Annotated in this window: 9 protein-coding genes, 1 other RNA gene and 1 pseudogene; 5 read left to right on the plus strand and 6 right to left on the minus strand. The window is 41.0% G+C overall.

The genetic code is table 11. From position 1 onward, the window contains the following. The first annotated feature begins 120 nt into the window (after window positions 1-120). Together dnaJ and RS130_RS12840 are read left to right on the plus strand one after the other, a co-directional pair. Window positions 121-1263: a molecular chaperone DnaJ gene (gene dnaJ / locus RS130_RS12835; protein WP_316026268.1), complete on the plus strand. Its 1143-nt coding sequence runs from the start codon at window positions 121-123 to the stop codon at window positions 1261-1263. A gap of 122 nt (window positions 1264-1385) precedes the next feature. Further along, window positions 1386-1529 (plus strand): hypothetical protein, encoded by a 144-nt coding sequence (locus tag RS130_RS12840; protein WP_316026269.1) that lies wholly within the window; start codon window positions 1386-1388, stop codon window positions 1527-1529. Between the two features lie 224 nt (window positions 1530-1753). Here RS130_RS12840 and RS130_RS12845 read toward each other — a convergent pair whose 3' ends face one another. Next, a complete protein-coding gene (locus tag RS130_RS12845; protein ID WP_316026270.1) occupies window positions 1754-2077 on the minus strand; it encodes a DUF3718 domain-containing protein in 324 nt (107 codons plus the stop codon). Between the two features lie 727 nt (window positions 2078-2804). Between RS130_RS12845 and RS130_RS12850 the strand changes: the two genes are divergently transcribed. From RS130_RS12850 to RS130_RS12860, 3 genes are all read left to right on the plus strand, one after another. Beyond that, window positions 2805-3305 (plus strand): CHRD domain-containing protein, encoded by a 501-nt coding sequence (locus RS130_RS12850; protein ID WP_316026271.1) that lies wholly within the window; start codon window positions 2805-2807, stop codon window positions 3303-3305. Window positions 3306-3877: 572 nt separating this feature from the next. Further along, the gene (locus RS130_RS12855; RefSeq protein ID WP_316026272.1) at window positions 3878-4618 is read left to right on the plus strand and encodes a DUF1499 domain-containing protein; all 741 of its coding nucleotides are present in this window, start codon (window positions 3878-3880) and stop codon (window positions 4616-4618) included. Between the two features lie 863 nt (window positions 4619-5481). Continuing rightward, complete coding sequence (locus RS130_RS12860; protein WP_316026273.1) at window positions 5482-6492, plus strand: LamG domain-containing protein; 1011 nt, start codon at window positions 5482-5484, stop codon at window positions 6490-6492. A gap of 306 nt (window positions 6493-6798) precedes the next feature. On the opposite strand, the gene RS130_RS12865 is transcribed toward RS130_RS12860, so the two are convergent. From RS130_RS12865 to RS130_RS12885, 5 genes and pseudogenes are all read right to left on the minus strand, one after another. After that, on the minus strand, window positions 6799-8841 hold the full coding sequence (locus RS130_RS12865; protein WP_316026274.1) for an ankyrin repeat domain-containing protein: 2043 nt from the start codon (window positions 8839-8841) through the stop codon (window positions 6799-6801). Between the two features lie 461 nt (window positions 8842-9302). Next, the gene (locus RS130_RS12870; RefSeq protein ID WP_316026275.1) at window positions 9303-9812 is read right to left on the minus strand and encodes a RipA family octameric membrane protein; all 510 of its coding nucleotides are present in this window, start codon (window positions 9810-9812) and stop codon (window positions 9303-9305) included. Window positions 9813-10376: 564 nt separating this feature from the next. Then, window positions 10377-10734: a transfer-messenger RNA gene (gene ssrA, locus RS130_RS12875) on the minus strand. Between the two features lie 255 nt (window positions 10735-10989). Continuing rightward, the gene (locus RS130_RS12880; RefSeq protein WP_316026276.1) at window positions 10990-11910 is read right to left on the minus strand and encodes an alpha-E domain-containing protein; all 921 of its coding nucleotides are present in this window, start codon (window positions 11908-11910) and stop codon (window positions 10990-10992) included. After that, window positions 11910-13366 (minus strand): annotated as a pseudogene (locus tag RS130_RS12885) (circularly permuted type 2 ATP-grasp protein). The gene RS130_RS12880 and the pseudogene RS130_RS12885 overlap by 1 nt, the downstream one beginning before the upstream one ends. Between the last annotated feature and the right edge of the window lie 15 nt (window positions 13367-13381).

Consider the following 13381-nt stretch of genomic DNA (forward strand, 5'->3'; position numbering starts at 1 on the left):
TACTTATTGGCCTAACTTGGCGCAGCAGTTTATTCTGACTGCGCCTTGTTTGTATTTAACACTAGCCAATTTAGCTGTTAATAAAAATATAATTAAAACACCGCAGGAAAACCAAGCAAGATGTCAAAGCGAGATTATTATGAAGTGCTGGGCGTGGACAAGAGTGCCACCGAGCGCGAAATAAAAAAGGCTTATAAACGCCTAGCGATGAAGTATCACCCTGATAGAACACAGGGCGATAAAGCGATGGAAGAAAAGTTTAAAGAAGTGCAAGAAGCACACGAAATGTTAACTGATTCTCAAAAGCGTGCGGCATATGATCAATATGGTCATGCGGGTGTCGATCCTAACCGTGGTGGCGGTGGTCATGGTCATGGCGGAGATTTCGGTGATATTTTCGGTGATGTATTCGGTGATATTTTTGGCGGAGGTCGTGGGGGCGGAGGTCGTCAGTCTCGCGCTCGTTCAGGCTCAGATCTGCAATACAATCTTGAAATGTCTTTGGAAGAAGCCGTTAAAGGTAAAACCGTTGAAATCCGTGTACCAACGCTAGCAAGCTGTGATACATGTGATGGCTCAGGTGCTAAAAAAGGGTCTAGTGCCAAAACATGCCATACTTGTCATGGTCAAGGCCAAGTGCAGATGCGCCAAGGCTTTTTTGCCGTGCAGCAAACCTGTCCAACATGTTCGGGTAAAGGTAAGATCATCTCTGATCCTTGTAATGTTTGTCATGGACAAGGGCGTGTAGAAAAAACCAAAACGTTGTCGGTTAAAGTGCCTGCTGGAGTTGATACAGGCGATCGCATTCGTTCTACTGGAGGTGGTGAAGCCGGTGAAAATGGTGCGCCTTCTGGTGATTTGTATGTGCAGATTCATGTACGAGACCACAGCATATTCACACGCGACGGTAATAACCTTTACTGTGAAGTACCTCTTAGTTTTACTAAAGCTGCATTAGGTGGCGAAATTGAAGTGCCGACCTTAGAAGGTAAAGTTAAACTTAAAGTGACGCCAGAGACGCAAACCGGCAAAATGTTTCGTTTGCGCAACAAAGGTGTTAAATCTGTACGCAGTGGCAGTGTAGGTGACTTAATTTGTAAAGTGGTTATCGAAACGCCTGTTAACTTAAGCAAACGCCAAAAAGAGCTACTCGATGAGTTAGAAAGCTCTATGGGGACAGGTAAAGATGTCGCTAAGAATCGCCCTAAAGAAAGTGGCTTTTTTGACGGCGTGAAAAAGTTCTTTGACGACCTAACTAACTAATAGTGGGTGGTTGTGAATATCTAAAATAGGTCGCTAGTCAGCGGCCTTTTTTATGTTTAGGATTTACCTTGTGCCAATTGCATTGAATAGTACCAATCCATATTGATAAGTGAGTTCTTTAAATGCATCCAGCAGTTTTTGAACAAGGCGAAAGACGGTGTGCAGGAATGGTTGCTCCCTTTCCAATACCGTTACGCAGCAAGATAGAAGTGTACAAAGATAAAAAACGCGGGGCAAAAGAACAAAAGATTAGACGAGCAGAGTAGTAGAATAGGTACAGTATTTGTCTTAACTTTTTTCGCATAATCAACCCAGCTAAAAGCCGATACTTTTAGAAAGTTACGTAGTGGTAAAACTTCCCCTTTGAATAAGCGCGAGAAATGGTGACTAACCCGTTTAAGGGATACCAAAACAGCACCTTTAGATAGACATGTGAGACAAACACAAACCACCATCCCACTAAAGGTGCGAATAGCCTTTGGACAAATCTTTACAGTTTAGCTACGTCTGACACCTCAGAATAACTGCCGTTAGTCAGATAACGATTTATGGTTGCGGGGTTTTTACCGTATTGGCTGACAAATTTAGTGATGCTCTGGCCATTACAACGAATGTTTCTAACCACGTAATTTTTACTTAGATCGACATCTTGCATGGCTTTGTACATTTTTATTTTACTGCCCGACGCTGCCACGGCGCACAATTCGGTGGCGTTGCTAGTATCTTTTTTGGCAAATTGAGTGGCAGCATTTACATTGCTTAGAAACGCAGTTGAAATGGCAGTGGTAATGAGTAGCTTATTGATAGTGTTCATGTTTTTTCCTTGTGTTGGTCAATTAGATAAAGCAAGTTCACTTTTGCAACCCCAATGCCAAAACTTTTTTTATTAATATAAACAGATGGTTAGATTTATTTTTAGCAGATACGCTGTCATTTTTATTGTAACCAAAACCACCGATTGATTGTTTTAACTAATAAATGGTTTATTTGACCACCTTAACTGTTGCCGCATATTTTCCCGCACAGTTAACCCTTGCAGGGGGACTTTTTATCAACCAGGCATTACTGCCAAGTGTGCCAACAACACCAGCTCTAAAGTGCTGCTTGCAGGTTTACCTTGATCGAGGCTACAGCGAAAAAGGCCTGTCACACTACTCGTATATTTAAAGATGTAACGTATACCTTAAGGTTGAGGGCAAATAAAAGGTTAGGGCTTAAACCGCTGTGGAGATCACTTCTGTGAGGTAACTGAGATAGAGAAAATTAAAAGTGACTCAATAATGAGAATGGTTAGGTGTTTTGTGTCATATTTTTTTACATATTTAAATTCAATTAGTTTTTAGAAAAAATAAGTTATTGTAATAACTTAATATTATTTGGTGGACGGATTCTTGCATTTGAGCAATTGAAGCCAGAAGTGTCTTGTACTTTAGAAATTCTCAGCACCGATTGTGTCGAATTACCCTAAAATAAAGCTGTAATCTCTGAAACGATATACCCAATTATGGGTTCGATTAAAATGCTAGTTAGGAAAGGCGAAAATGAAAATTAAATTACTAAGAGTTTTTGTTGTTGTTATATCTCTTGCCATGTCACTGTCTACTCAAGCGACAGTGATTTCTCTTACATCCAATCTTGACGGCGCACAGGCCAATGCTGGTGCTGGTTCGGGGAGTATGGGGACTGGCGTGGCGTCTATGATGTTTGATGATGCAACCAATGGGTTTTCTTGGAAAATAAGCTGGTCGGGTTTAACTGGAAATGTCACAGTTGCACATTTTCACGGCGCGGCGCTATTTAATCAAAATGCGGGAGTGCAATTGCCTTTATCCGTTGTGGCTAATTCAGCAAATGGCAACAGTGTATTGACCGATGAACAAGCTACCGATTTACTTGCTGGCTTGTGGTATATCAATATCCATACAGACGCTTTTCCGGCTGGTGAAATTCGTGGACAAGTTAGTGTACCAGCGCCTAGTGGCACGTTTTTGCTCATACCACTAATGATGGCACTGTATTATGTTCGACGAAAACAAGTGTAAGTTGTCGTTATCATGATAGACGAGGTTGGATGTCTACTTTGGGATGTCTAACCTTGACTCACTATTTCCATTCCGTGACTCATTCATTGGTTTATGTACTGATTATTCTCTGCCAACACTTTTGAGGGAAGGAGAATGATAGAGACTAAGTTTTATCATCGCCAACAAACCTAGGCAAGCCCTGATAATCAAAGACTATGTTAATGACCGCAATAGTAACGTCACTGTCTAAAACGTCATACTACTAGACTGTGTTTCAACGTTTTGATGACGTATTTTACGGGCCTGTGAACCGACAGTGTTTGTCCGCAATAGACTATTGCGGTGATGTGATTTTATTGAATTTCCAGCAATGCTACATTTTTGAACTAATGTTTGTCAGCAATCCACAACCTTAACCTCGTCTTAACCAGTTAACAGGTATGTTTAGTTTTTAGAGCGGCAAACTAGCCAAACTATCTAAGCTACAAGTAACCGCCCTAAGGGCAAACAGTACCGAAAAACCAAATCGAGTAAGATAAGCCTACAAACGGTTTACTATGACTCGATGACAACTTATCAAAGGATAAAACATGACCAGCAAGCGTACATCTCATATTGCAACATTATTACTCGTTATCGCCTTTTTTGCTGTGCTCGCGGTGTTGGTGATGGTGTTTGGCGCCCATTTAGGGTTGTGGCAGCCCATTGTTGGCTTTGGCTATTTTCGAAATTATTTCAATTCAATTGGCCTTTCTCTGCTTGGCTTAAGCGTATTGGTATTCGTCTCTCAATGGGTTACTCGTAATCGCACTGGTACGATTAAATCTTTGATTGCTGTAATCATTGGATTTGTGCTCGTAGCACCTATGCTTTATGGTGTTATTCAACCAACAAAACGCGCGCCTGCTATTCATGATATTACCACCGACACCGTCAACCCGCCTGAATTTTTAGTGTTAGATGACAAACGTGCAGGGGCAAAGAATTCTTTGATTTACGCTGGGAGTGACGTTGCAACACAACAGAAAAAATCTTATCCGTACATTAAACCTATTTTCTCTAACCTGACGGTTGAACAAGCCTATGCAAAAGCATTAGCTGTTGCACAGCACAAAGGTTGGCAAATCATCGTCTCAGACCCTAACGCATTGCGCTTTGAAGCGACAGCGCAAACCACCTTTTTCGGTTTTTTGGACGATGTGGTTGTTAAAGTCACACCGATGAATAACCAAAGCCGTATCGATATTCGCAGCGTGTCTCGGGTCGGCCGCAGTGACCAAGGGGTAAATGCTGCACGAATCGTCGAGTTCACAGAGAGCTTTAACAACTAGGCTAACCCGCAATTGAAAGTCGCTATCTAAGACTGTGCTAGCAAACACTGACTGTAGCAAAATAATTGCCAGTGTTTGCCTTAGCCATTTCTAACAAATAAAACTTGCTCCCCACCACTGAGCAGCACGTAGCGGTGCAAGGTTCTTAGTGTTGTGCTTTGGGTCTTATTGATTGGTTTTAAAAAATGCTAACAACATGTAGGAATGACGGTTGGGGTGTTTCGGTGGTTTCTGATGGCAGCATGTTTTGAATGACGTTTTAGTACTTTATTTCGACGCTTGTTTCTCTCGTCATTCCAGTGGTGTTTTGAGCCTTCGTCATTCCGGTGGTCTTTTGGGCCTTAGTCATTCCGGTGGTTTTTTAAGCCGGAATCGGTTTGCTTTAGCAGTTGTAAAGACAATCACTTATTCGGCCTTGTGGATCCCTGCTAACAACATGCAGGGATGACGTAGGAGTGCCATAGAGATGTTTGCCGCTCTCGTCATTCCGGTGGTCTTTTGAGCCTTCGTCATTCCGGTAGTGTTTTGAGCCGGAGTTGGTTTGCTTTTAGTGTTGTCATGCCTGTCATATATTCGGTATTGCAGGATCCCTGCTAAAAAGCACTAGGAATGACGGGCTTCAGTTTAGGGGGGATTTTATTCTCTATCGATTTATGTATAGAAAAATAGCAATATTTTCTTTGTTCACCAAGTGCAGTGTAGCGTTTTGTTAATTTATTTGGGTGACATTATTCACTTAATTGTTAACAAAGTTGACTTTATGTTAATATCAGTCTGGTTAAATTTAACCCGTAGTTAATTGGGGTTATTTTCCTAGGATATGGACTGTCAGTTATCAATTTATATTTATAAGAGCTTTATTAATGAAACAAGTAAATTCAAAAGTGACCCCTGTTGCTTTGGCGCTATTTATGGCGTTAGGTGTATCTGCATGTGTTGGAGGAAGTGATAGTTCGGTCGTATCGGTGCCAGAAACGCCACCAGTTACAACGCCACCAGTTGAACCACCACCTGTAGAGCCCCCGGTTGAAGGACCAACAGTCATTGATGTGAATACTGCTGACTCAGCTTTACCTAGTTTTGTTTCTTTCGACAATACGACTCCTGCTGGAAAAATGTGGCAGAAAGTTGACAATATGTCGGATGAGTTCGATTTTTGGGATGAAAGCAAGTGGTTAAAAACCACATGGAACTATGGTGGTACGCCAGTATTTATGCGAAATGAAAACTCTGGTGTTAGTGGAGGTATGCTTTGGATCAAAGCCACGTTAGATGATACCAGTGACGATCAGTGGTTCGAAACCTCTCGCGTGCGCTCAAAGGCAAAAATTAAATTCCCTATTTACACCGAGGCGCGGATCAAAACCGCTCATATCTCAGCCTATAATACCTTTTGGTTAAATAACGGTGACAGTAACAACCGTGACGAAATAGATATCATAGAGAATAATTCAAACCCTTCTTATACAGGGGCAAAATATGACAATTATCCATATGAAATGCACTCTCAGTATTTTATTGTTAAAGCTGGTGTGACAGAGCGTGATGGCGATGATAACCCATCCGATAATCGCGAATTGTCTGCAGGTAATACTTTAAAAGGTGTTCCTTGGAACGAAGAGTTTCACGTGTACGGTGCATGGTGGAAAGACAAGAATACTGTGCAGTTTTACTTAAATGGTGAAGAAGTTAATTTTGTTACATCTACTCAAGATTTTACGTTAGAGCAGCACATCATTTTTGATCTTTGGACACAAGATTCTTCGTGGGTGGGTGGTTTACCAGAAAAAGAAGAGCTATTGAATAATGACATTAATACCATGGAAATTGACTGGGTAAGAACTTGGTCATTGGTGGATAAACCAGCCGAATAAACGATGATAGATTTTATTAAGGCCTTTCATTTTTGAGAGGCTTTTTTTATGGAAACAGAACAAGGCAAGCACAATTGAGACCCCCATGTAAACAGATTGAATAAAAGCTAAAGAGATCAAATGGTTGCTGAATTGTGGTTTTGGCTTCTATATCTATATTAATGCATTTGAATAAATTGGATCCCTGCTTAAATCATGCAGGAATGACGGTGCGTGGGAGGGCGGTGGTTTCTGTTGAAGGCTTGCTGTGAATGGTGGTGTGTGGTGTTTCAGTGGTTTTCTGTTTAATTAAAAGCGTTAGGTTCGTTAATCATTATTGGGATGATACTTTTGCAACAGAGAAAGGATGTCGAACTGACTGCGAGAGGTGGCTATGTCGATGGCTGAGCGAGATTCGCTGCCCATAAATCCAGCGGAAACAACTCTTTCTGGTTTTGCGCCATGCTGCAACAATAGTTCGGTAATATCTATATTATTTAAATTGACCGCTAAGGTTAATGGTGTGTTTACCACTGTGCTTATTAAGAGTGTAGTTTGAGTGGTTGGTGTGGTTGGTTTGGCACCATATTGGAGTAGTAGTTCAGTAGCTTTACTATCTTGCTTTGAAACCGCGGTTAAAAGAGGGTATTCACCGTTAATTTCATCATTTGGATTTATCCCTTGCTGCAGCAGCCACTCTAACGCTACGTACTTTTGCTTGGTTATTGCGCTGTCAACATATTCATCTAAAGCACCAGTGCCTTGATTGAGGACTGCTTTATACAATTCAATTAGAATGTGTTCATCTTGAGCTGAATAAAGTGCTAGTCCTTGCTTGGCATCTGCACCGTGGTCGAGGAATAACCTAATTATTGACATATCTTTCGTGCCAAGAGCGCTGCCAAACATCGAGAGCTTGAATCGGTATGCCGTGACTTCGGTATTGTTGCCAAATAAAGAATAGAGTGTTTTAGTGTATTTACCGTCCATCTTCTTAAGATTAGGATCGGCTCCGTATTTGAATAATAGCGCTATGGCTTGCAAATCTTTGCTTTCTATCGCTGACAAAAGTGGTGATTCGAAATCTTCACTGGCTGAATATCGAAATACTAGATTAGGGTCTTCTCCGTTTTGTAGCAGGCTCTCGGCAGCTTGATAGTCCTTTGTCTCTATGGCCACAGCCAGTGGCGGCCAATAAGACATATCGTTGTAAAAAGTTGTGTTCTCCTTTAATAAAGTGAGCATTTTTTGATTATTAAGTTGTTCGGCATAGGCCATAGCTGTTGCTGTTCCGTTGTTATAAAGCCTATCGAATCGTTTGTAGGGATTTATTTTTTGTTCTAATAAAAATTCGACAGCTGCGTAGTGTTCGCTTTTTATAGCCCAGGAAAGCGCGTTTTCCTGCATGGCTGGGAGAATAGAGTCTGTTGTAAAGGTGACATAAGGATCGGCACCATTTTTTAGTAGTAGGCTGGCGTTTGCGTAATCCCCCTCGGCTAAAAGCCTTGTGAACATTGGCATACTACAAGTGGTTGTTTTTTCGGCTTCACCACTTTGGGTAAGTGTCGCTGTTTTATGTTTGTTATTGAAAAAAATAGCTTGTTCTAAAGTAGAAGGTAAAAATCGATAATATAGGGCAGATACCAATACTATCAGGCATAGTGAACCGGCAAATATGCCCGTAAACCAATTTAGTTCGCTTCGTCTTCGATTCCTCAAGAGCTTAGTAAATTCGGACTCTTCCTTTATGTTTTTAAGGGCATTTGATAGCGCCTCTACTTGTTGCTTAGTTTCCTTAGAAAATCGATACAAGAGTGGATCAAATTTTATAATTTGCGATCCGATTAAAGGGTTGTCTTTTTCAATATCAAATGAAAGTGGTGCTAGCACAATAGTTTTGTATTCTAGCTTAAGCCTTTTGATGGTAGCGATTTCCCACTCAGTGCCTTTACCCATCTTTCTAATATCTACAATTATGCAAGCTGCTTTCTCTATTAGAGTTATCATTTCTGCGCGCCAATTATCTGAACTCTCTTTAAATAAAATAGGTAAATTTTTAAAGGGAAAGAATGGATTACCACCAAAAGCTACAAAATACGGGTCCCAACTGGCAAGCATTGAACCTGGAGGTAAGACAAGGCCAATATGCATTTCTTGAGTATTCGCTCGGTTTATGACCCGCAAAGTATAAGAGTCTACATTGGCTGAAAATGACCTTAAATATAGGACGTCTAATTCTTCGATAAACCTTCTTTTGTTTTGGTAACGTAGTAATAACTTACCCAGTAAGGTGATCAGCAGGAGTAGGGTGGTTAGGGACAAAATAAAAGTCGTGGTGTCGTCAAGGAAAATATCTAACCAGGAAGACAAGTAGTCGTCGGGGCAATAAACGAAGTATTTTGTTGGTATAAAATGTAAAAGCTTTATCGTGATAGCGCCGACAAGTGCCAACAACGCTATGAGAGAAGTTAACAGAAACGCGTTTTTTTGAGCGCCAAATTTGTAAGGAAACAAATAGACTATTTGTCGCAATGACAAAGGAAGAAAGAGCATAATGCTGAATATAACGACCAAAAAAGCTGATAGTGGTTGCAGTCTTAGAGGTGACAAGTTGACCAATAGGATGGCTGTGACAATAGGGAGAGTAGAAAGCAGCAATAGCGGCAGAAAAAGCGCTATGTTAAGCAAACTTTGCTTAATAAAATGTAAGTTCCCCATCTTATGAATTTATCCCATATTAAACTTATTCAGCCATAGGAGTGTAAATCTGCACATATAACAACCTACAGCCAATATCGGTTTAAAAAGCTAAGTTGGTATTGACTAACGGACTATTGTGCGAAAAGTTTGCCATAGAAACTCATGCTTAGCACGGCCAGATGTATAAAGATAAATACCCAGGGTAGCCAAGCCTCAATTTGAGTGAATGGTCGATATGGCTTTGCCGCATTAGTTGACTTGAGCCGTTCCCATTCCGCCTTGTATGGATTCAATGGTAGCTTAGCTTCAATTTCCTGAATGACGGCAAACTTTGCTGAGTTTAAGTCTTTATAGGAAGTTACTAGCCTAAACCACATATACGAGATAATAATGCCAGTAATTGATACTAGCCAAAACTTGAATTCAATACTGGTTTGCATTGAACTGAAATAACTATGAAAGGAAACTAATGCAGTATTGATAGTGACAAAAAAAGCATTGGCGGTTTGGCGTCGATTGCTAATGTTTTCAGCTGACGCGATAAATAGTTTGTATTGCTCTAAAACGGAAGCTTGATAAAGTTTACTATCGCCTAGAAAGTCTTGATTAAATAGGGTTTGACCGAGCTTGTTTTCTGCCATTGCTTGCGCCTTCTTAAGGTACTCTTTGGTAGCAATAAAATGTTTACTCCTGACCAATATGTGAGCGTTAGAGTTTACTAGAGCGAATTGTAGAGACACCCATCGTAACAGATCAAGCAAAAGGTAATGAAATTAACTGGTTGTTGAATTGTGGTTTTGGCTTCTAGATTCATATTGACGAATTTGAAGAAAATGGATCCCTGCTTAAAGCATGCAGGAATGACGAAGGTGGGTGTTTTGGATTACTGCTAACGGCATACAGGAATGACGGTGTGCAGTTTTTCGGTGGTTTTTGTGGGCAGCCTGTTCTGAATGAGGTTTTAGTACGTTACGGTGTTTGTTTCTCTCGTCATTCCGGTGGTGTTTTGAGCCGGAATCGGTTTGCTTTTTTTGTTGTCACGCCTGTCATTTATTCGGCACTGTGGATCCCTGCTAGCAGCATGCAGAAATTATGGTGTGTTTTATTTCCTCCTTGGGCTATCCTTTTTTACCTAACGCCTATTCGCTATTTTCAGTATTTCAGGCATAAAAAAAGGCTGATAAATCAGCCTTTTTTTATTCAGTTGGTGGAGCTGGCGGGAGTTGAACCCGCGTCCAGAAGACGTCAACCGTCGGTACTACATGTTTATTTTGTCTTTTATTTAACTACGTGGAACTCCGACAAACAGGATTTCGTTGCAGCTGGCCTAATACTGTTTCGCGGTTCACCCTTAGACAAGGTTCCCTCGCTATTCTGCTGGGATGACCTTCCGAACCTCTACTAGCAGAAAGAGTATGAGTGGAAGGGCTTAGCCGGTTATTAAGCGGCTAGAGCGTAGTTTTCGTCGTTTGCGACTATTTAAATGCGGCTTTTTACGAGGCAAACCGCTCCTCGACATGCACCTAAAGCGTCTAGAATCCTGTCGAATCCAAAATCAGCCCCAAATGTGGTTGGCTGCAAACTGCCAACCCGCTTATTCTAACACAGGCTGATTTAGAATATATAATGATTAGTAGGATATATTGTTAAATTCGCTGCAAGTTTGCTTTATTTATGAACAGAAATGGCTAAGACGATTGATAATTGACCAGTCAGAGGGAGACGCCAAGGGAAATTAAATAACTCGCCCATATGGCTATTGGCGAGTTATTTGGAGCACTTAATATTTTGTTTTGTACGGCTTAATTATGTAATTTTCTAGACTAGAAAATATTGTTTAGCTAATTCGGAGTGAATATCAGCTAAATCGATTTGCAATTCATCTATATAGTCGTGCAATACTTTGCCTTTTAACGTATTGATATCTTGCTTGTGTAAATCGTCAATGCTGTGATTTATGTGTTCTAGTATTTCCGTATTGTTGGGCAATGTGCTGACTAAACTATTTAACTCGTTTAAGCAAAACGTTATGGCTCGTGGAAAGGATTCACTGAGCAACATAAATTTAAGTATGTCTTCGGCCCGGACACGTACGCCCATTTGTTGTCGATACATTTGGTATGCACTTAGAGAGCGCAATACACTTATCCATTGTATATTTTCAAAAGGCAAATCTGTGGGCATATCTCGCATGGTCGCTGAACGCACGTCCATTATACGAGTGGTCATATCGGCGCGTTCTAAAAGTGAACCAAAGCGAATAAATGTATAGCCTTCATCGTGGTTAATGGTCGCATCTAAGGTGCCAAATATCATTAAGGTAGAATCAATTACGTGTCGTAAATGTTTAAAACGATGACGTTTATTGATCAGTTCTACATTGTGATCTTTCACATATAAATATAACGAGTTAATGCCTTCCCATATTTCTCGCGGCACTATTTCTCGTACGGTGCGGGTATTTTCTCGCGCAGCAGATAATGCGTTTATTAGAGATGAAGGGTTCTTTTTATCAATGGTCATGTAGGTGAGAACATTTTTTTCAGAGAAATCTGCATAATGTTCTAGGTAATTCTCATGACTGCCAATGATGTGGATCAATGGCTCCCAGCCGGGTGATATGCCTTTAGGTAAATCCATCAGTAATAAATTATTTACGTTGACTAGGCGGGCGATGTTTTCAGCTCGTTCTACATGACGGGCCATCCAATATAAGGTTTCTGCAACACGTGATAACATTAGCTATTCTCCCCATCAACAATCCAAGTATCTTTACTACCACCACCTTGCGAAGAGTTCACGACAAGTGAACCTTTGACCATGGCTACGCGAGTGAGTCCACCTGTGGTGACATAAGTTTGCTTGCCCGATGACAAAACAAAGGGCCTTAGGTCAACATGTCGTCCTTCGGTGTTATCTTCATCTAAGGTAGGCACGGTAGATAAACTTAAGGTAGGCTGTGCGATGTAATTACGCGGGTCTGCTTTGATTTGCGCAATACATTCTTGTTGTTGTTTTTTGGTGGATTTTGGACCAATCAACAATCCATAGCCACCGGACTCGTTGGCCGGTTTGACGACTAGTTTTTCAATATTTTCAATGACATATTTGTAGTCGTCAGGTTCATAGCAGCGATATGTTTCAACATTAGGTAGTTGCATTTTTTCGCTTAAGTAATATTCGATCATTTGCGGCACGTAAGTGTAGACGACTTTGTCGTCGGCAACGCCAGCTCCTAGTGCGTTCACTAGGGCTACCTTGCCTGCACGCCAAGCCCGTAATAAACCAAGGCACGCCCAATTGAGAGTCTGGATTGAAAGCTTCGGGATCAATAAATAAATCATCTATTCGTCGGTATATCACGTCAACTCTACGTAGGCCACCAACGGTTTTCATATACACACAATCGTCACTATCAACTTGTAAATCTCTACCTTCAACCAGTTCACAGCCCATCTCTTGTGCTAAATAGCAATGTTCAAAATAAGCCGAGTTAAAAATACCTTGGGGTTAATACCACCACTTCTGGTGTATCTTGGGGGCGAGGAGACATGGAGCATAGCATGTCGAACAATTGAGATGGGTAGTCGTTAACTGGCAGAATATCTATATGTTCGAACATTTCGGGAAAGACTCGTTTCATCACCGAGCGATTTTCAAGCATGTAAGATACTCCAGACGGCACTCTTAAGTTGTCCTCTAATACATACATAGTGCCGTCGTGATCACGCACCAAATCAGAGCCACAAATGTGCGCCCAAATATCGTTGGGTGGGTTGATCCCCATGCATTGCTCTCGAAAATTAACGGATTTGGCGATAAGTTCTCTGGGGAAAATGCCATCCTTGATGATTTTTTGATCGTGATATAAATCATCAATAAACATGTTAAGGGCTTTAACTCGCTGGGCTAAGCCTGTTTCTATTTGTTTCCACTCTCGATTGTCAATGATCCTTGGAATGATATCCATGGGCCAGTTTCGATCAATAGAACTGCCATCGCCATAAACGGTGAAAGTGATACCCATTTCCTTGATCGCAAAATCTGCCGCCGCTCGGGCTGAATGTAAATCGCTATCAGATAACTCAGTAAGAAACTTAATGAGCTTATGGCTGGGTGGTCTTGGCTTACCATTTTCATCAATTAATTCATCAAAAAATGATTTAAATTGATAGTTCTTCCAATCTATTGCCATTTGCTCTCTCCTGTT

The sequence above is a fragment of the Paraglaciecola aquimarina genome, assembly GCF_032464635.1.
In the GTDB taxonomy this organism is placed as follows: domain Bacteria; phylum Pseudomonadota; class Gammaproteobacteria; order Enterobacterales; family Alteromonadaceae; genus Paraglaciecola; species Paraglaciecola aquimarina.

What these genes read in the sequence shown, in the direction of transcription:
- dnaJ (WP_316026268.1), top strand. Translation starts at nt 121, where the DNA reads ATGTCAAAGCGAGATTATTATGAAGTGCTGGGCGTGGACAAGAGTGCC.
- RS130_RS12840 (WP_316026269.1), top strand. Translation starts at nt 1,386, where the DNA reads ATGCATCCAGCAGTTTTTGAACAAGGCGAAAGACGGTGTGCAGGAATG.
- RS130_RS12845 (WP_316026270.1), bottom strand. Translation starts at nt 2,077, where the DNA reads ATGAACACTATCAATAAGCTACTCATTACCACTGCCATTTCAACTGCG.
- RS130_RS12850 (WP_316026271.1), top strand. Translation starts at nt 2,805, where the DNA reads ATGAAAATTAAATTACTAAGAGTTTTTGTTGTTGTTATATCTCTTGCC.
- RS130_RS12855 (WP_316026272.1), top strand. Translation starts at nt 3,878, where the DNA reads ATGACCAGCAAGCGTACATCTCATATTGCAACATTATTACTCGTTATC.
- RS130_RS12860 (WP_316026273.1), top strand. Translation starts at nt 5,482, where the DNA reads ATGAAACAAGTAAATTCAAAAGTGACCCCTGTTGCTTTGGCGCTATTT.
- RS130_RS12870 (WP_316026275.1), bottom strand. Translation starts at nt 9,812, where the DNA reads ATGGCAGAAAACAAGCTCGGTCAAACCCTATTTAATCAAGACTTTCTA.
- RS130_RS12880 (WP_316026276.1), bottom strand. Translation starts at nt 11,910, where the DNA reads ATGTTATCACGTGTTGCAGAAACCTTATATTGGATGGCCCGTCATGTA.